An 18,994-nucleotide genomic window follows, 5' to 3' on the forward strand; every position below is an offset into this window, starting at 1 on the left:
GAAACCGTCGTTAACCTTAACGCGATCCGTTAACCATGCATTAACTTTTCCAAGGCATGATAGCGGCATGAAAGAGGGCGGCCTACTAGATGTAGTGCAAATCGCCACTCAGAACTTAATCAACTGTAAATTTGCGTAGTTGAGTTCATCCAGTTGTCCCTGATTCCCCCGATTCGTATCGATGACGCATCGAGGCACCAGACTGATTCGGAGGCGGACGAATGATCGTCGTGGTTGATGAGCGAGAGCTCGTAAAAGACGGATATACTTCACTATTTGGCCGGGAGGGCGTGCCCTCTACAGGCTTTGACCCGAGCGAATTCGGGGAATGGGTCAACACGGCGGCTGATACGGACATCGACGCTGTCGAGGCTTTCCTGATCGGCCAGGGTTCGCAGGCGCTTTCGCTGCCGCGCGCAATCCGCGACCGTTCCACGGCACCGGTGATCGCAGTCAGCGATTCGCCGTCGCTTGAAACCACGCTCGCCTTCTTCGACTGCGGCGTCGATGATGTCGTGCGCAAGCCGGTTCACCCGCGCGAAATCCTGGCCCGTGCGGCGGCCATTCGTCGTCGGCTGAAGGCTATTTCCAACTACACCGATATCGGCGCGATCCGGGTTTTCTCGGATGGTCGCGACCCGGAAATCGAAGGCGAAGTCTTCCCGTTGCCGCGCCGCGAGCGCCGCATTCTGGAATATTTGGTCGCAAACCGTGGTCGTCGCGTCTCCAAGACCCAGATCTTCAGCGCGATCTACGGCATTTTCGATGAGGATGTCGAAGAGAACGTCGTTGAAAGCCATATCAGCAAGCTGCGCAAGAAACTGCGCAAGAAGCTGGGCTTCGACCCGATCGATTCCAAGCGCTTCCTGGGTTACTGCATCGACTGGAGCTAACACCCTGGAAAGGCTGGCCGGCATGAAGCCAAGTGGCCATAGTTCGCAAATGTATTCAGCGACCACTCAGTTTCACGCAAGGCCCGCCTCCTACTCTGTAATGAATACGGAAACGAGGATCCGAAATGAGCCTTCAAGGAATGATGCGAACCAGCACGTCTGGTATGAACGCGCAGGCGAGTCGCCTGTCATCGATTTCTGACAACATCGCCAATTCTTCCACCACAGGCTACAAGGGGTCTTCGGTCTCCTTTTCCGATCTCGTTCTGTCTTCGAACGGCGGCAACTATTCTTCCGGTTCGGTCAATTCCATCACGTCCTATGCCATTTCCGAGCAGGGCGCGTTGACCTCGACGACCTCCGCCACCGACCTTGCGATCAAGGGCACCGGCTTCTTCATCGTCCAAGATACCGGCGGCAGCATTTTCCTGACGCGTGACGGTTCGTTCAAGGTCGACTCCTCGGGACAGCTCGTGAACTCTTCGGGCTATACGCTGCTTGGCTATCCGGCGACCAACGGTTCGGCGGCAATCGTCAACGGCTTCTCCGGTCTCGCGCCGGTCAAGGCAACGCAGAGTGGTCTCTCCGCCCAGGCGTCGTCGAGCGGTGTCATTAATGCGAACCTGGATTCGACTGCGACGGCCGTGACCACGGCTGTGACGCCACGCGATATCGGTTCGAACCCCTCGGCGACCGTCAATGACGTGAAGTACACGAATTCGACCTCGGTTGTGACTTATGACAGCCTTGGCAATGCCGTCCAGGTGGACCTCTATTTCACCAAGACAGCGGCCAACAAGTACCAGGTGACGGCGTTCAATCACGCCAACGCCAGTACGACGTCTGGCTCCTTCCCGTACAGCTCGGGTCCGATGGAAACCTCGCCGGTGGATCTCACCTTCGATCCGACGTCGGGTAAGCTGACGTCCTCGTCACCCAATTCCATGACGATCCCGATTCCAGGCGGACAGAACGTCAAACTGGACCTGTCGTCCACGACGCAGTTCGCCTACAAATTCGGCGTTTCGAGCGCCAAGGTCGACGGCAATGCGCCGAGCACGATCTCCTCGGTTTCTATCGGGCAGGATGGCAAGATCTCCGCGGTCTTCTCGAACGGTTCGACGAAGAACCTCTATCAGATCGCGATGGCCAAGGTGCAGAGCCCGGACAATCTGACGCCGGTCTCCGGCAATGCCTTCTCGTTGAGCAACGCAGCCGGCACGGTTGTGGTCGGATTTGGCGGTGACGGCAACTTCGGCACGATCAATGCCAATCAGCTCGAACAGTCGAATGTCGACGTGGCGACGGAGCTGACCGACATGATCGAATCGCAGCGCAGCTATACGGCGAACTCCAAGGCCTTCCAGACGGCATCTGACCTGATGGACGTCCTCGTGAACCTCAAGCGGTAATCGGGGGGTCGCGTAGAGCATCATGGGGCTTACATCCGCACTTAACACGGCATCGAGCATCTTCTCCAACACGTCCGCCCAGATGGCGGTCGTGTCGAAGAACATCTCGAATTCCGGTAATGCGGACTACTCTCGCCGTGACGCCGCGCTGACGACTACGATCAACGGCGCCAAGCTGAACCCGACGGTTCGGTCGCAGGATACGCTGCTGCAACGGCACAATCTGACCGCCACATCGGCGCTCAGCGCGCAGAACGTGCTATCCGGCGGGCTTGATCAGCTGCAAGGCGCGATGGGCGGCAATGGCTATGCCACGGCCCCTTCCACCTATATTTCCAAGCTTGAAGGTAGCCTTCAGGCTTTCGCCGCCTCGCCAGGCAATACGACGCTGGCGCAATCCGTCGTCTCCGACGCGAAGGATGTGGCCAATTCGCTGAACCAGGCATCTCAGGCCGTTCAGGACCTGCGACGTGAATCGGACGAGAACATCTCGCAGAACGTTTCGACGCTGCGCGATCTTCTCAGCCAGTTCCAGACGCTCAACGACGCCGTCAAGGCGGGCACGGCTTCCAATCGCGACGTCAATGACGAGCTCGACAAGCGCGACCAGGTCCTCGGCAAGATTTCCGAGATTGTCGGCGTGCAGACGGTCGTTCGCGACAACAATGACGTGGCGATCTACACCTCCGACGGCACGACGCTTTTCGAAGCGAAGCCGCGCGACATCATCTTTTCGCCGCAGCCCGGTTACGACGCCACGACGACCGGCAACGCGGTCTATATCGACGGTGTGCCGCTGAAGCCGGGTACTGGCGGCAATACCTCGGCCATGGGCAGCCTGCAGGCCAACCTGCAGATCCGCGACACGATCGCGCCGAAATTCCAGGCCCAGCTTGATGAAATCGGCCGCGGACTTGTCACGCAGTTTGCTGAAAAGGATCAGACGAGCAGCGGACTTCCCAACAAGCCTGGTCTTTTCACCTGGTCCGGCGGCAATGTCCCGGCTGCGGGAACGGTACAGCCGGGGATCTCGTCCTCGATTTCGGTCAATGCGGCGGTCGACATCTCGGTTGGTGGCAATCCGACCAAGCTCCGCGATGGCGGCATCAACGGCGCGAGCTATGTCGCCAACACCACGGGTGCGGCCGGCTTCTCGACGCTGCTGCAAGGCTATGTGACGGGACTGACGACGAAGATTCCCTTCGATGGCACCACGGATCTGAACACCAGCCTTAGCGTCTCCGATTACGCCAGTTCGTCCATCGGCTGGCTCGAAGAATATCGCAGCCAGGCCTCGGATTCGAAGGATACGAAGAAAGCTGCGGCTGCGACGGCATCGCAGGCGCTGTTAAGCGTCACGGGCGTCAGCCTCGATGAGGAACTGTCCAAGCTTCTGGACCTCGAGCAGTCGTACAAGGCATCGACGAAGATCGTTTCGACGGTCAACGACATGCTCCAGTCCCTCATGGCGGCGGTGAGGTAAGGGCTGATGCGGATTTCCTTCACCTCCAACCTGGCCATGCAGAACTCGATGCGGCTGACCGTCAGTCAGTCGCAATCGGCTTTGCAGAAGGCGCAGACCGAAGTGTCCACCGGCACCTATGCCGATCAGGGCGTGGCACTCGGTTATCAGAGCGGACGAAGCGTCAATCTAACGGTCGAAAAGAACCGGCTGAACGCGATCAACGATTCCAACTCGATCGTTTCGCAGCGCCTGTCCGCGTCGCAATCGGCGCTGACCAACATGTCGGACAATCTCCAGACATCGATGAATTCGCTGATCGCGTTGTCCGGATCGAACGACCAGACGTTGCTCAACACGACCACGCAGTCGCTTCAGAGCCAGCTCGACGCCTTCGTCGCGTCTGGCAATACGTCGGCCAACGGTGAATATCTGTTTTCGGGCATCAACACGGCCAATCAGCCGCTGACCGCCTATGGTCCCGGCACGCCGGCCAAGACCAGCTTCAACAACGCCCTGTCGAACTACATGTCCACGAACGGCATCGCGTCCATGTCGAACTTCACTCTCGCGCAGATGCAGGACTTCGTCCAGAACAAGCTCGCGCCGATGTATACGGCAGGCAACAGCGCCGACAAATGGAAGACCGACTGGTCGGCCGCTTCCGACACGAACATGACGTCGCGCATCAACACGTCCGAAACGGTGCAGAGTTCTGCAAACGCCAACAATGACGGCTTCCGCAACTTTGCTCTCGGCTCGGTCATGGGGATCGAACTGCTGGGCTCGGACGTCACTCCGGATGTGCGGCAATACATCAGCAAGACGGCCATCAGTTACATGGGGCAGGCCATTGCCGGGGTGGACAGCCAGCGGTCTGCACTCGGGCTTTCGGAGGCGCGGGTCAAGACGGCCGGCGACACCATTACCGCCCAGGTGAACATTGTCGAGACAGCCTTCAACAATATGAACGAGGTGGATGCTTACGAGGCCAGCACCAAGGTGAACAACCTTCTGTCGCAGATGGAGGCGTCCTATCAGCTGACGTCACGCCTCCAGAAGCTCAGTCTTTCGAACTACCTCTCGTGACCAAGGATATGTAAATGTACCAGTTTTCTTACGCGGAGGTCATGGAAGACGGCGTCGCCGGCGCCAAGGAGCGCGAACGCCAGGTTCTGGATCGTTCGATCGAGCTCATGAGCGCGGCAGCCGAGCGCGGACGCAATTCCAACGAGGCGGTGGAAGCCATCTACTATACCCGCATGCTCTGGATGAGATTTACGGAAGATCTCTGCCTGCCGGACAACCAGCTTGAACCCGAACTGAAAGCCAACCTTATCTCGATCGCCATCTGGATTATCAACGAGACGGAGAAGATCCGCAAACGCGAGTCCGACAACTTCCAGGGCATCGTCGAGATCACAACCATCATCAGGGATGGACTGAAATGAAAAGCACTTTGCGAATCTCTCTGAAATCCGGCGAAAGGATCTTCATCAACGGCGCGGTGTTGCGCGTCGATCGCAAGGTCGCGCTGGAGTTCCTCAACGATGTGACCTTCCTTCTGGAGAACCACGTTCTTCAGCCGGAACAGGCCACCACGCCGCTCAAGCAGCTTTACTTCATCGCCCAGATGATCCTGATCAATCCGGACGGTGCCCACCAATCGATGGTCATGTTCCGCAAGTCGATCAGCATGCTTCTCACCTGCTTCCAGAACGAGGAAGTGCTGGCGGAATTGAAGCGTGTGGACGGCATGGTGTCGACAGGCAGGGCGTTCGACGCGCTGAAGGCGATCCGCGGGCTCTACCCGATCGAGGAAAAGATCCTCAATAACGAGGAAATGACACCGGCAGCGGTCGAACAGATCCGCAAGGAGATTGCACCATGGTCAGCGCGGTAACGGCGGCACAACAGGCGGCAGCAGGCACCCCTGCAGCGGGAACGGCCGGAGCGTCTGCGTCGTCTGCAGCCAGCCTGAACTATAACAGCTTCCTGAAGCTGTTCATGGCTGAGTTGCAGAACCAGGACCCGACAAGTCCGATGGACACGACCCAGCAGATGTCCCAGCTTGCCTCGTTCTCGCAGGTCGAGCAGCAGGTCAAGATGAACACCAACCTGTCGACGCTGATCTCGCAGAGCATGATCGGGCAGGCCGGCAACCTCATCGGCAAGACGGTCACGGATGCGGACGGCAATTCCGGCGTCGTGCAAAGCATCAATGTCGCACAGGACAGTTCCACCAGCGCAGTCACATTGACGGCGACGCTGACCTCCGGCACAAAGATGACCATTGGCGGTGGCGTCACGATTGCCGCCACGCCGCCCGCAACGACACAAAGCAATTGAGCGCCCGATGAATGAGGCAGACGCACTGGACATCGTCCAGGCGGCAATATGGACGGTCATCGTATCCGCAGGTCCCGCAGTGGCCGCGGCGATGATCGTCGGCGTCGTCATCGCCCTCATCCAGGCGCTGACTCAGGTCCAGGAAATGACCCTGACCTTCGTCCCGAAGATTCTGGCAGTCATGGCGACCGTTGCGCTCTCGGCGCCCTTCATCGGCGCCCAGATTTCGATCTTCACCAACATGATCTTCTCGCGGATCCAGTCCGGATTTTGAAAGCCGGACTTTACGTCCTGCACCCTTCGCGCAAGCTTCGTTGCCTATCTGTGATGTCATGACGTGCATGAGCGCGGCTTTTATCTCATGATGAGACGGACGAAGCATGGCAGTTACGACATCCGTTCCCACCCCTAAAGCGGGACCAAACCTGAGTGATGTCGGCTTTGCCGCCGGTATCGTCGTGATGCTGTCGATCCTGTTCCTGCCGATCCCGGCATTCATGATCGATATTGGCCTTGCGTTCTCCATGGCGCTCTCGGTCCTGATCCTCATGGTCTCGCTGTGGATCCAGAAGCCCCTGGAGTTCTCGTCCTTTCCGACCATTCTTCTGATCGCGACCATGACGCGTCTGTCGCTCAACATCGCGACGACCCGCGTCATCCTTTCGCACGGGAACGAGGGGTCGCATGCCGCAGGCGGCGTCATTGCCGGCTTCGCCGAGATCGTCATGTCCGGCGACTTCGTGATCGGGGTCATCGTCTTCCTGATCCTGATCGTCATCAACTTCATCGTTATCACCAAGGGCGCCACGCGTATCGCCGAAGTCGGCGCGCGTTTCACCCTCGACGCCATCCCCGGCAAGCAGATGTCGATCGACGCCGACCTGTCGGCCGGGATCATCGACGAGAAGGAAGCGCAGTCTCGCCGCCGCGAGTTGGAGCAGGAAAGCTCCTTCTTCGGCGCGATGGACGGTGCCTCGAAATTCGTACGCGGCGATGCGGTTGCCGGTCTTCTGATCACCGCGATCAACGTCTTCGGCGGCATCATCATCGGCTATTTCCGCCACGGGATGCCGCTCGGACAGGCGGCCGACGTGTATGTCAAGCTTTCTGTCGGCGACGGTCTCGTCGCTCAGATCCCGGCACTCATCGTCTCGCTCGCAGCCGGCATGCTGGTGTCGCGCGGTGGCAATCTGGGCTCGACCGACAAGGCCGTTATCAGCCAGTTGAGCGGCTATCCCCGGGCTCTCTCGGTCGCGGCCGGCCTGATGGCCGTGCTGGCCATCATGCCCGGGCTGCCCTTCGTCCCCTTCGCCGTCCTCTCCGGCGCCATGGCCTTCGGCAGCTGGTTCATCCCGCGCCAGATCGAGGCCGAGAATCGCGCGCTTCGCGAGGCCGAAGAGAAGAAGGCGCGCCAGGTCAAGGAAACCGAGAGCGACTCGGTGAAGAACGTGCTGAAGACCGCCGAAATCGAACTGCTTCTCGGCAAGCAGATTTCGACGCGGCTCCTCGGCGCTCATCAGGAGCTGGCCTTCCGCGTCGGCAAGATGCGCAAGAAATTCGCCAGCCAATACGGCTTCGTCGTGCCCGAAATCAAGGTCAGCGACGATATCGCCATCGCCGACAAGAGCTACCAGATCCGCATTCACGGCACGACGGTCGCGTCGAACCAGCTGCGCGTCGGCGAAGTTCTGGTCATCACCGGCGGCGGCCGCAAGCCGTCGATCCCCGGGGACGATATCCGCGAACCCGCCTTCGGCATGCCGGCTGTGTCGATCCTCGAAACCTTCGTGGAAGAACTGAAGCGCGAAGGTTTCCACCCGATCGACAATGTCTCTGTGGTGCTGACCCATCTCAGCGAAGTCATCCGCAACAACCTGCCGCAGCTTCTGTCCTACAAAGACGTCAAGATCCTCATCGATCGGCTCGATCCGGAATACAAGAAGCTGGCGGACGAAATCTGCACGTCGCATATGTCCTATTCGGGCCTTCAGGCGGTGCTCAAGCTGCTGCTGGCCGAGCGGGTCTCGATCCGCAACCTGCATCTCATCCTGGAAGCTGTGGCCGAGCTTGCACCGCATGTGCGCAAGACCGAACAGATCGTCGAGCATGTCCGCGTCCGCATGGCCCAGCAGCTTTGCGGCGATCTGGCCGACAATGGCGTGCTGCGCGTTCTGCGTCTCGGCAACAAGTGGGACCTCGTGTTCCATCAGGCGCTCAAGCGCGATCCGAAGGGCGAAGTCGTCGAGTTCGACATCGACCCGCGCCAGCTGGAGGAGTTCTCTGAACAGGCCTCGCAGGTCGTGCGCGAGTATCTCGACCGCGGCATGCCCTTCGTGCTCGTCACCTCGCCGGAAACGCGCTCCTATGTCCGCATGATTATCGAACGGCTGTTTGCGACTCTGCCGGTTCTCTCCCATGTCGAGCTTGCCAAGGGCATCGAAATCAAGATCCTGGGCTCGATCTCATGATCAACGATCCGCAAGGGACGGTGCTTGCACTCTTTGCGGTCTTCTGTCGGGTGGGCGGCTGTTTTCTCACGCTTCCCGGTTTTTCCAGCGCGCGTGTCCCGGTTCAGCTGAGACTTTTCATCGCGCTCGGCGTTTCCATGGCTCTCACGCCGCTTCTGTGGGACACCGTCTATGCGGTGGCGAAAAAGCCGGAGACGACCTACGTCTCGATCGTGTTCATCGAAGGCATGATCGGTGTTGTGATCGGCATGGTGGCGCGCTATTTCGTGCTCGGCCTCCAGTTCACCGGCACAGTCATGACGCTCATGACCGGCTTCAACGCTCCGCCCGCCAATGACATTCTGGAAGATGGCAGCGAAAACGAAATCACCATCATGATCACTCTTGCGGGTCTGCTGCTACTGTTCATGCTGGATTTCCACCACGTCATCATCCGCGCGCTCGCGGATTCCTACAAGACCCTGCCCATGGGCGGCGTCTTTGAAGGACGTCGTGCGCTTGTGACGCTGACCAACACGCTCAGCTCCACCTTCATGATCATGCTGAGGCTGTCGAGCCCCTTCATTCTCTATGGCCTGCTCTTCAACGTCACGGTCGGTTTCGTCAACAAGCTGGCGCCTCAGATGCCGGTCTATTTCGTATCGCAGCCCTTCATCGTGTTTGGCGGGCTCATCCTGTTCTATTTCGGGATCGCCAGCCTGATCCGGCTGTTCGCGGAGGCCTTCATTCCCCTCTTTACGAGTGTATGAGACAAACATGGCGGAGAAGGGCAGGGCAGCCAAACTCAAACGTCTCGTGGCCGTTCAGCGCCACATGGAGCGGATCGCCGAGCTTGAGCTTGCCGAGACCACGCAGCGGCGGCAGATGCTGTCCGCACGCATGGGAGAGGCGATCGAGGCAATCGGTTCCTTCAATCCCGTCCATACGGGCATGAAATCGCAATATGCCGCCCAATATGGCCGGCTTTCCGGCGAGGACCAGAACCTCATCGAGGTGCAGGATGCGCAGGAAAAGCAGATCCTGCGCGAAAAGGCCAAAGGCGACCGGCTCGAGGAAAACTGGAAAGAGGCCCGCTCGGCGGAAGATCGCGAACGCGAGGACAATGCGGTCATCGATCTGATCGAGATGCGTCTTTCCATGCCAGCGCCAGCCTCCAGCAAGCTTGGCGAAGGATAATACGTTCGCAAGATTATTTTGCGCCGCGCGCCTCAAAGGCAGCGGCTTCGAAATGAACGCGAGGCGAATATGGCAATTGCTCCCCCCAGCGATATCGTGATGGATGTGGTCAACGCGGCCGATCCGACGCGTGTGCAGGAAGCACAGGCAAAACTCCGGTCGCAGGCCGCCACGTTGGCCGCAGCCCGGCTCACCCGCGACGACCACGGATTTTCCACCGATGTCGCCAGTCTCGACCGCACGGCAGGCCTGCGCCTGGACCGCGCCTCGGCTGCAGGGACCGGCGACGCGAAACCCGTCGCGGGCGGCAAGGACGGCCAGACGCCGGAAACCTATCGCAAGTTCGAGGCGATGGTGCTTCAAAACTTCCTTAAATACATGATGCCGTCCGATAGCGAAGACATATACGGTAAAGGCATGGCCGGTGACATCTGGAAGAGCATGTCGGCCGAACAGATCGCCAATGCGATTGCCAAGCGCGGCGGCATCGGCATCGCCGACCACATGATGCGCGGCGGCGTCTACGATCACGGTCTGAAGCCGGCCGACAAGGCGGCAGAAAGTGCGCGCATCAACGATATTGCCTCGACCATCGCCGCTCAGCAGCAGCGCGTCGGCCTTGCCGATCTGCTGCCCGGCGCCGACACCAAGAACAAGGCCTGACGGAGATGAGCATGTTGGAAGCAGCGCCGGCTGATACCCGCATTACCAATGTTCTGGGCCGCCTCGAACTCATCATCGACAATGAGAATACCCGCCTCGGTGCGGACCCGGATTTCGATATCAAGACGTCCAACGCGCAGAAGAGCCGTTGCCTGTACGAATTGACCATGCTGTTTCGGGATACGCGTCCCGAACTGGTGCCGTCTTCCTTCGCAACGCAGATGCAGGTCCTGAAGACCAAGCTCAACGCCAATGCCCGCAAGGTGCAGGCCCACATGGAGGCCGTCCGCGCGGTGGCGGAACTCCTCAAGGGCGCGGCGCGCGACGCCGAGAACGACGGGACCTATCAGCAGGAACATTTCCAGTATAGCGAGTTCTGAGACCCGCCATGCTCAAGCTCGTCATCTCCGGAGTCTGGGTCGTGATCGTCGCATTGATCGCGGTCTATTTTTCGGTGCAGATGGCACTGGCTCCCAAGGTTGACGAGGCTGCGGTTGCCCGCAAGGCGGCGGAAGAAACGGTGCGCGGCGAGCTCACCAGCCTGCCCGTGATCGAGCAGGGCGCCGTGAAAGGCTATTTTCTGACACGGCTGTCCTACGTTGTGGACAAGGTGAAGATGGCCTCCATTCACATTCCGCTCGATGTGGTGATCACCGACGAACTTTACACGACGCTTGTCGGCGACCAGATGATCAACCTGGAACACAGAAGCAGCTTCGACGTCGCGGCCTTTCGTCAAATGATCAAGGAGGCCGTCAACAAGCGCCTCGGCCAGGACGTTGTCTTCGATGTTCTGATTGAACAGATCGACTATCTGTCCAAGGAAGATCTTCGCGCCAGCATGGCCCAGAAGAAGGGAACGATCCAGAGCGGTGAATCCATTGTGAAGGGTGAAGCGCCCAAGGATGGAGCAGGTGCCGAGAAGCCTGCAGGTGAGGGGCATTAGGGATTTCGTAACGAATAGACGAAATGTCGATTTGGATAACGAACTCTTAAGTTTCGATAACGCCTTCAGATAATTGTATAAAATCCGTTTCGGCCTGTTTGTGGGGAGCTTGCGGACGCAGCTTTCCCAATAGAGCGTAAACAGAATACGCCCAATTCGATGACAAGCGTTAGCACGGTCTTTAGGGGATTTGGCCTAGTTTCGCCTCACCGCAAGATGTGGTATGAGGCGAGTACCGATGTGCAAACTGTCTGTTCCAAAGTCCGGGAGAAGCAAGCTCAGCGCCTGTCGTTCCCGAATTCGGGAGGGCCGGCATTGAATCACATCTCTCATCTCAGGTCTGCCTGCGTAAGCCGCCGGTCCGTTTTGGGACTGGAAGTCTCCTGCTTTACCTATGCTGAGGCGCTTGGCTTTGTCAGCGAGATGGCTTCGCTGCCGCTTGGGCAGACCATCATCTCGTTTCTCAACGCCAACAATGCCAACATCATGCTTGACGACGCCCAGTATCGCGAAATTCTTGCGCGGCAGATCATCCTGCCCGACGGAATCGGTGTCGATATTGCCTCTACGCTCGTCTATGGCGACAAGTTTCCCGCCAATCTGAACGGTACGGACTTCGTTCCCGCCCTTCTGACCTATATTGATCGCCCGCGGCGCATCGGTCTGATTGGCGGCCTTCCGGATGTCGTTGAGAAGGCTGCGGCCAATTTCAAGCGGCATGCGCCTTGGCACGACTTCGTGATCGTTTCCGACGGCTATTTCGAAGACGCTGATTCAGGCAAGGTGGTGGAGCGCATCGAAGCCCTGAAGCTCGATGTTCTTCTCGTCGGGCTGGGCAGTCCGAAGCAGGAAAAATGGGTCGATGCCCACATTCGCACCGAACATGCGCGGCTGGTGCTGGGTGTGGGCGCTTTGTTCGACTTTATCGGCAAGGCCGTGCCGCGCGCGCCGCGTTTTCTGCGTCGCATGCGTCTGGAATGGATGTTCCGGCTGCTGATCGAGCCAAAACGCCTGTGGCGACGGTATATTCTTGGTAATCCCAGGTTCATCCTGCGGTCGCTACGCCAGGCCTTCATTGTCCGGATCTTGGGTCGGCGTCATCTTGACGGAAGCAACATTTTCCGCTGACGCCGATATACTTGTGCTCAACAAGTTTTTTAAACTCCGACTTTTTATCAAGTGGTACTAAAATAAGTATCGCTTCTTTGAGCGTGGGAGGGTGAGCGCGATTTATATTTGCATCTTAAAGATTCGCGATTTCACGTTAACTATTCGTTATCCATGTTTGTTTAACAAAGAGACACAGTTCGCTGTTCGACACAGGGGTCAACGCATGGTTGGGAATTTTTCGATTCGCGTATCCGGCATAAAGGACGTGCTGTCGTCCTGTCGCGCGCTCAAGCCGGGAAGATGGGGAGCCGCCGGGCTTTGTGTATTGCTTGGCCTGACTGCCGCGACCGCAATCGGATCCTTCAATACCGCGAAATCCCTGCCTGCGCAGCTTGTAGCGCTTTCGGATAATGACGCACACGGCGCTGTTACACCCTCTGAAGCGATCGCGGAAATTCGCCGCCTGACCATGACGCCGGCAGCCCTTCTCAAGGCCGGCGCCGACCTCAATCTCGCTGAAAGCGGTCTCTATGGCGACCGAAGCGCGGAAGAGTTTCTTGCCTCTGCGATCGAGATTGCGCCGTCTGACAGAGCCTCGGTCATCGATATCAAGGTGAATTCCGGCGAGCCCGCTTTCGACACGGTCATTGCCAATTACATGGCGCGCAGTCTGAGCGCGCTTGCCCCCCTGGCGCAATCGGGCAATGACCCGATCCGCTTCTCGCTTGTTTCCAAAGCCCGCGTACAGCCTGCCGCTTCGGTTCTGCTTTATCAGGCGGAGATCGTTGTTCTGTCGCTTCTTCTGGGGGCTGCGGTTATTGCCCTCGGGCTGGCCCGTATCATGCGGGATGAAAGTCAGCCGGTCGAGCGTCCCGTGCAACAGGCCTCCGTGGTTCCGCGCGGCATTCTCGAACAGATCGATATGCTTGAGCGCATGTGGCCGTATACCGGCCGGCAGAATGCAATGCCGGAAGGCTCGAATGACGAGCCGGAGCAGGTCGAGTTGCGGCCGGCGCGCAACATCGTGGTTCGCATGGCGGAGCTTCGCCAGGAGGCCCTCAAGGCCATCGAGGAGCCGAGCGAAGAGGCGCTGGAAGACGTGCTGACAGACATGCAGTCTCTGCGCGACCAGGTGCGTTGGATCACCGCGGAGCAACTGCGCCGCCGCCGCAATGCCTACGGACGCTGACCTCCGCTGAGCGTCAGGATGAAAATATGAAGAAGGCCGCGGATCGCGGCCTTTATGCATTTCTGGGTGCCGGACGTCGGGGCAGGTCCGAGCTCGCGGGATTGTGCTGGAGCACGTCCAGCAGAAGTGCGTAAGCGGTTATGCGTCCGGACTGCTAAAAAACAAATAGATAGAGCATTTCCGACGATCCGGTTTTCACCGGAATTGCTCTAGGCGGGGGCTGGTCCGGTCGAGGCGCGAACGATCAGCTCGGCCTCCCACAATTCCTGTTCCGGCAGATCGGCGTTGCCGTCCAGACGGGCGATAAGCCGTTGCCCGATCCGGGCGCCGGCCGCCCTCAGTGACGAGCGTGTCGTCGTCAAGGGGACGCTGAAACTTTCCGGGCGCAGCATCGACAGAACGTCGTCATGCGCGATCAGCGAAATATCCCGGCCGAGCTTGAGCCCTGCCTTGTTGATGGCGCGAACGGCGCCAAGAGCCAGCGCGGTACTCGCGCAGAGCACCGCCGTTGGCCTTTCGGGATGGGCGAGAAATCGCTCCATCGCCCGGAACCCCACCTGATCGCTCATGACGCTGTGCTGCACCAGCTCAGGCGCGAGCTTCAGCCCGGCTTCCGCCAGCGCCTTCTCCGCGCCGGTCTTGCGCCGCATGGCAAAGGTGAAGCGCTCGATCCCGTTCAGTAGCGCAAACCGTTTGTGTCCCAGCTGCAGCAGCAGTTTCGTCGCGGTATAGAAGGCGCCTTCGTTGTCGATGTCGAGATAGGGATAGTCGTGAACATCTCCCATTGTCCGCCCGTGCAGCAGATAGGGAATGGAGCACGAGCGCATGAGGTCCACCCGCGGATCTGGGTCGACCACATGGGCGAGAAAGACGGCGTCGACATAGCCGCTGGCAATCAGCCGTTTCAGTGCGTTGACCTCATCATCAGGGGAGGCGGGAGCCATGACGAAATGGAAATCGTGCTTCACCGCTTCTTCCGCAAGCCCGCTCAGGAACTCGCTGAAATGGGGATCGCCCCCCAGATCCGGCGCGCTCTGCATCACCAGACCAATCGATTTCGCCTTGCCGGTCGCCAGCCGCTGCGCCGCCTTGTTCGGCTTGTAGCCGGTCTGCTGTGCGGCTTTCAGCACTCGTTCGCGCGTCGCTTCGCTGACCTCGGGATAGCCGTTCAGCGCACGGCTCACCGTCGTCTGCGAAAGTCCCAGCCTGTCTGAAAGCTGCTTCAGGTTCAACTTGCCCCTCCCTGTGTTGTCAAAGCGCTTTGGATAAATCCCCGTGCGTTGTCCCCGCTTGCATGCTAATCTAGCCCGAGATCCGCGAGCGATCAAACGTGAAAACCATCTTTCGCAGCGCATAAGTGCGTTTTGCGCTGCGAAATGCGGGCTGGGCCTGCCAAAGTTGCATGAATCCACTTGACTCTTTGCCGAGATTGATGGGATGAATGTCTTTCAAAGCGCTTTGGGAAGAGTGCTCCAGTCATAGGAATTTCAGGCCTGCAAGGCCAATTGTCAGGGAGGCAATCAATGAAGAGACTGTTGCTTTTGGGTGTTGCGTTCGCCGCACTCGCCAGTGGTTCCGTGCAGGCTGCGGATATCAAGTTCAAACCGGGCGAAGATTCCAAGTTCAACTGGGCAAGCTATGATGCCTACAAGAAGGCCCATGGCGACCTGAAGGGCGAGACCCTGACGATCTTCGGCCCATGGCGCGGCGAAGATGAAAAGCTGGCAACCAGCGTTCTCAACTACTTCTCCGAGGCGACGGGCGTCACCGTCAAATATTCCTCTTCTGAAAACTACGAGCAGCAGATCGTCATCGACACGCAGGCAGGCTCGCCGCCGAATATCGCGATCCTGCCGCAGCCGGGCCTGCTGGCCGATCTGGCCTCCAAGGGCTTCCTGACGCCGCTGTCTGATGATCAGGCAAAGTGGGTCAAGGACAATTACGGCGCCGGCCAGTCCTGGGTCGATCTCGGCACCTACAAGGGCAAGGATGGCAAGAAGGCATTCTTCGCATTTCCCTACAAGGCCGATCTGAAGTCGCTGGTCTGGTATGTTCCGGAAAACTTCAAGGAAGCCGGCTACAAGATCCCGAAGACCATGGAAGAGCTGAAGGCTCTGACGGAAAAGATCGTCAAGGACGGCGGTACGCCTTGGTGCATCGGGCTCGGTTCCGGCGGCGCGACCGGCTGGCCTGCGACCGACTGGGTCGAAGATCTGATGCTGCGCACGACGACGCCTGAAAACTACGACAAGTGGACGACGAACGAACTGAAGTTCAACGACCCGATCGTCGAGCATGCGATCGATGAATTCGGCTGGTTTGCCAAGAACGACAAGTTCGTCGATGGCGGCTCCAAGGCCGTGGCCTCGACCGACTTCCGCGACAGCCCCAAAGGCCTCTTCACGGTTCCGCCGAAGTGCTACCTGCACAAGCAGGCCTCGTTCATCCCGTCCTTCTTCCCGGACGGCACGAAGCTCGGCAAGGATGCGGATTTCTTCTACTTCCCGCCCTATGCCTCGCATCCCGAACTCGGCAAGCCCGTTGAAGGCGCCGGTACGCTCGTGACGATCACGAAGGACTCCAGGGCCGCCCGCGCCTTCATCGAGTTCCTGCAGACGCCGATCGCCCATGAAGTCTGGATGGCGCAGTCCGGCTTCCTGACGCCTTACAAGGGTGTCAATGCCGCAGCCTATGCGAATGATACGCTCCGCAAGGAAGGTGAAGTCCTCACCTCCGCGACGACCTTCCGCTTTGACGGCTCCGACCTCATGCCGGGCAAGATCGGCGCCGGCGCGTTCTGGACCGGCATGGTCGATTATGTCAGCGGCAAGTCCTCTGCGCAGGTCGCCGACCAGATCCAGAAGGCCTGGGATGGCCTGAAGCAGTAATCTCTTCGAAGACGCCGGCGTCGAGCCGGCGTCTTCTTCTCGTATTGCGGAACTTTAAGCGGCCCGGCGTATTTCCGGGCGCGTGGTGGAACGAAATTTTTCAAGATGACATTGATGCCGCCGGAGCCCTGCAACCGTTGCCAAGGCGGCCGCATAAAAGACGTGGCGAATATCAAACGCGACTGATCGGGCCTTCCGGCCTGAGATGAACCTGCCGGTCGCGGCGAAAGGGGAGGGGAACATGCTGTCGCAAATCGTGTCGGCTCTGATAGTCATGGTGGTGGGCGTGTTTGCCGCGGCCGCCTACTTTTACCTCACCAATCGGGTTCTGGATCTGGCGCTGCCGGACAAGGGCGATGTCGTCGCCGCCTCGCGAAACCTGCGCATCCGGGCGATGATTCGCCCCTGGCTCTTCCTCGGCCCTGCCATTCTTCTTCTGACGATCTATCTGGTCTATCCCGTGATCGCGACGCTGATCCTTTCGCTCTACGGCCGCGATGCCCAGGAATTCGTCGGAGTTTCCAATTACATATGGGCGGTGAACGACGCCGGCTTCCGCCAGTCGATCTTCAACAACATTCTCTGGCTTGCCATCGTGCCGGCCGCCTGCACCTTCTTCGGCCTCGTCATCGCCGTGATGACGGACCGCTTGATGTGGGGCAATTTTGCAAAAAGCCTTGTCTTCATGCCGATGGCGATCTCCTTTGTCGGCGCGTCCGTCATCTGGAAGTTCATTTACGATTACCGCGGCGAGGGGCAGATCCAGATCGGCATCCTGAACGCCATCGTGCAATATTTCGGCGGTCAGCCGGAAGTCTGGCTCGCCATCCCCTTCTGGAACAACATCTTCCTGATGATCATCCTCATCTGGATCCAGACCGGCTTCGCCATGGTCATTCTCTCCGCCGCACTGCGCGGCATCCCCGAAGAGACGATCGAGGCCGCCGTCATCGATGGCGCCAGCGGATGGCAGATCTTCTGGAAGATCATGGTGCCGCAGATCTGGGGCACGATCGCGACCGTCTGGACCACGATCACCATTCTCGTCCTGAAGGTCTTCGATATCGTTTTGACCATGACAAACGGTCAGTGGAACACGGAAGTGCTGGCCAACCTCATGTTCGGCTGGATGTTCCAGGGCGGCGGCGACAGTGGGCGCAGCGCGGCGATTGCCGTGGTGCTGATGCTCGCCGTGACCCCTATCATGATCTGGAACATCCGCCGTGCCAACGAAGAGATGAAGGGGCGCTGAGATGAGCATCGGCAAAAGCCTGGCCCGCATCGGCCTTCCTCGCCTGATCGTCAACATCACCGTTCTCTTCGTTGTGGCCCTCTGGGTCATGCCGACGCTCGGCATCTTCGTCTCCTCCTTTCGCGACAAGGACCAGCTGGCCGTATCCGGCTGGTGGACCGCCTTCTCTTCCTCCGAGCGCAACGAGGCCGGTCGCCTTGCCGGCCTCGACAAGATGAAGCAGGAAGGCCCGCTCTATGTCATTTCCGGCAATGTGCTGGACGGCAAGGGTGGCACGGTCAAGGCCTTCGGCACCAAGGCCGTCGCGCCGCGCGCCTATAAGCCCGATGCGGAAGCCGACCTCGGCGACGGCATCAAGCTGACGATCAATTCCGACGGTTCCTATCGCTACACCAGCACGGCCCCCTTCACCGAAGACAATACCAGCCGCCGCATTTATCTGGCCGTCGCCACGCCGCCGGTCTTCACGCTGACGAACTACAAGAATGTGCTGACAGGCGAGGGCATCGGCCAGTCCTTCGTCAATTCGCTGACGGTGGCCATCCCCGCAACCGTGATCCCGATCCTCGTCGCCGCCTTCGCGGCCTACGCGCTGTCATGGATGAGCTTCAAGGGGCGCACCCTGCTGCTTGCTGCCGTCGTTGGCCTCATCGTCGTGCCGCTGCAGATGTCGCTGATCCCGCTGCTGCGTCTCTATAATGATGTTGGGACCTTCCTTGGTGTGCCGTCCAAGACCTATGCCGGCATCTGGCTCGCGCACACCGCCTTCGGCCTTCCGCTCGCAATCTACCTGCTGCGCAACTACATCGTCGGCCTGCCGAAGGAGATCATCGAAAGCGCGCGCGTCGATGGCGCCGGCGATTTCGAGATCTTCACGAAGATCGTCCTGCCGCTTTCCTTCCCGGCGCTCGCCTCCTTTGCCATCTTCCAGTTCCTGTGGGTCTGGAACGACCTGCTCGTCGCCATGGTCTTCCTCGGCACCGAGAAGGACAAGCTGGTGCTGACCGGTGCCCTCAATGCGCTGCTCGGCTCGCGCGGCGGCAATTGGGAAATCCTCTCGGCCTCGGCCTTCGTGTCGATCCTCGTGCCGCTCCTCGTCTTCTTCTCCCTGCAACGCTATCTCGTGCGCGGCCTGCTAGCAGGCTCCGTCAAGGGTGGTTGAGGCAGCCAAACTTAAATTGGAATA

General features: G+C 59.2%; 20 protein-coding genes. 19 read left to right on the forward strand and 1 reads right to left on the reverse strand.

Annotated elements, in window-relative coordinates:
- Positions 1-221 precede the first annotated feature (221 nt).
- The 16 genes from rem (at position 222) to LQK83_RS14490 (ending at position 13,668) form a co-directional block, all read left to right on the forward strand.
- Positions 222-893: a transcriptional activator Rem gene (rem, locus tag LQK83_RS14415; protein WP_109855735.1), complete on the forward strand. Its 672-nt coding sequence runs from the start codon at positions 222-224 to the stop codon at positions 891-893.
- A gap of 125 nt (positions 894-1,018) precedes the next feature.
- Positions 1,019-2,305 carry a flagellar hook protein FlgE gene (locus LQK83_RS14420; protein WP_230838089.1) on the forward strand — a complete coding sequence of 429 codons (1,287 nt, stop codon included), beginning with the start codon at positions 1,019-1,021 and terminating at the stop codon, positions 2,303-2,305.
- Positions 2,306-2,327: 22 nt separating this feature from the next.
- Positions 2,328-3,788 carry a flagellar hook-associated protein FlgK gene (gene flgK, locus LQK83_RS14425; protein ID WP_230838090.1) on the forward strand — a complete coding sequence of 487 codons (1,461 nt, stop codon included), beginning with the start codon at positions 2,328-2,330 and terminating at the stop codon, positions 3,786-3,788.
- A gap of 6 nt (positions 3,789-3,794) precedes the next feature.
- Positions 3,795-4,856 (forward strand): flagellar hook-associated family protein, encoded by a 1,062-nt coding sequence (locus tag LQK83_RS14430; RefSeq protein ID WP_230838091.1) that lies wholly within the window; start codon positions 3,795-3,797, stop codon positions 4,854-4,856.
- A 14-nt stretch (positions 4,857-4,870) separates the two neighbouring features.
- Positions 4,871-5,218, forward strand: a complete 348-nt coding sequence (gene flaF / locus LQK83_RS14435) for a flagellar biosynthesis regulator FlaF (RefSeq protein WP_230838092.1) — start codon at positions 4,871-4,873, stop codon at positions 5,216-5,218.
- Positions 5,215-5,670 carry a flagellar biosynthesis repressor FlbT gene (flbT, locus tag LQK83_RS14440; protein ID WP_230838093.1) on the forward strand — a complete coding sequence of 152 codons (456 nt, stop codon included), beginning with the start codon at positions 5,215-5,217 and terminating at the stop codon, positions 5,668-5,670. The genes flaF and flbT overlap by 4 nt, the downstream gene beginning before the upstream one ends.
- Positions 5,655-6,116, forward strand: coding sequence for a flagellar hook assembly protein FlgD (gene flgD / locus LQK83_RS14445; protein WP_230838094.1), 462 nt, complete (start codon positions 5,655-5,657; stop codon positions 6,114-6,116). Before flbT ends, flgD begins: the two co-directional genes overlap by 16 nt.
- A gap of 7 nt (positions 6,117-6,123) precedes the next feature.
- The gene (gene fliQ / locus LQK83_RS14450; protein ID WP_109855728.1) at positions 6,124-6,390 is read left to right on the forward strand and encodes a flagellar biosynthesis protein FliQ; all 267 of its coding nucleotides are present in this window, start codon (positions 6,124-6,126) and stop codon (positions 6,388-6,390) included.
- A gap of 106 nt (positions 6,391-6,496) precedes the next feature.
- Complete coding sequence (gene flhA, locus LQK83_RS14455) at positions 6,497-8,584, forward strand: flagellar biosynthesis protein FlhA (protein WP_230838095.1); 2,088 nt, start codon at positions 6,497-6,499, stop codon at positions 8,582-8,584.
- Positions 8,581-9,333 (forward strand): flagellar biosynthetic protein FliR, encoded by a 753-nt coding sequence (gene fliR / locus LQK83_RS14460; protein ID WP_230838096.1) that lies wholly within the window; start codon positions 8,581-8,583, stop codon positions 9,331-9,333. Before flhA ends, fliR begins: the two co-directional genes overlap by 4 nt.
- A gap of 7 nt (positions 9,334-9,340) precedes the next feature.
- Positions 9,341-9,760, forward strand: a complete 420-nt coding sequence (locus LQK83_RS14465) for a hypothetical protein (RefSeq protein WP_230838097.1) — start codon at positions 9,341-9,343, stop codon at positions 9,758-9,760.
- A 69-nt stretch (positions 9,761-9,829) separates the two neighbouring features.
- Complete coding sequence (locus LQK83_RS14470) at positions 9,830-10,423, forward strand: rod-binding protein (RefSeq protein ID WP_230838098.1); 594 nt, start codon at positions 9,830-9,832, stop codon at positions 10,421-10,423.
- A gap of 11 nt (positions 10,424-10,434) precedes the next feature.
- Entirely contained in the window at positions 10,435-10,803 is a 369-nt protein-coding gene (locus LQK83_RS14475; protein ID WP_230838099.1) for a hypothetical protein, read from the forward strand.
- Between the two features lie 8 nt (positions 10,804-10,811).
- Positions 10,812-11,369 carry a hypothetical protein gene (locus LQK83_RS14480; protein WP_230838100.1) on the forward strand — a complete coding sequence of 186 codons (558 nt, stop codon included), beginning with the start codon at positions 10,812-10,814 and terminating at the stop codon, positions 11,367-11,369.
- A gap of 216 nt (positions 11,370-11,585) precedes the next feature.
- Positions 11,586-12,497, forward strand: coding sequence for a WecB/TagA/CpsF family glycosyltransferase (locus LQK83_RS14485; protein WP_230838101.1), 912 nt, complete (start codon positions 11,586-11,588; stop codon positions 12,495-12,497).
- A 451-nt stretch (positions 12,498-12,948) separates the two neighbouring features.
- Positions 12,949-13,668, forward strand: coding sequence for a hypothetical protein (locus tag LQK83_RS14490; RefSeq protein WP_230838102.1), 720 nt, complete (start codon positions 12,949-12,951; stop codon positions 13,666-13,668).
- A 209-nt stretch (positions 13,669-13,877) separates the two neighbouring features.
- Here LQK83_RS14490 and LQK83_RS14495 read toward each other — a convergent pair whose 3' ends face one another.
- Positions 13,878-14,900 carry a LacI family DNA-binding transcriptional regulator gene (locus LQK83_RS14495; RefSeq protein ID WP_230838103.1) on the reverse strand — a complete coding sequence of 341 codons (1,023 nt, stop codon included), beginning with the start codon at positions 14,898-14,900 and terminating at the stop codon, positions 13,878-13,880.
- 291 nt (positions 14,901-15,191) lie between these two features.
- On the opposite strand from LQK83_RS14495, the gene LQK83_RS14500 reads away from it, so the two are divergent.
- The 3 genes from LQK83_RS14500 (at position 15,192) to LQK83_RS14510 (ending at position 18,970) form a co-directional block, all read left to right on the forward strand.
- Positions 15,192-16,556: an ABC transporter substrate-binding protein gene (locus tag LQK83_RS14500; protein WP_230838104.1), complete on the forward strand. Its 1,365-nt coding sequence runs from the start codon at positions 15,192-15,194 to the stop codon at positions 16,554-16,556.
- A gap of 241 nt (positions 16,557-16,797) precedes the next feature.
- Positions 16,798-17,808 (forward strand): carbohydrate ABC transporter permease, encoded by a 1,011-nt coding sequence (locus LQK83_RS14505; protein ID WP_230838105.1) that lies wholly within the window; start codon positions 16,798-16,800, stop codon positions 17,806-17,808.
- A gap of 1 nt (position 17,809) precedes the next feature.
- Entirely contained in the window at positions 17,810-18,970 is a 1,161-nt protein-coding gene (locus tag LQK83_RS14510) for a carbohydrate ABC transporter permease (RefSeq protein ID WP_230838106.1), read from the forward strand.
- Positions 18,971-18,994 lie beyond the last annotated feature (24 nt).

The sequence above is a fragment of the Rhizobium sp. C1 genome (genome assembly GCF_021026335.1).
Lineage (GTDB): Bacteria > Pseudomonadota > Alphaproteobacteria > Rhizobiales > Rhizobiaceae > Ensifer_A.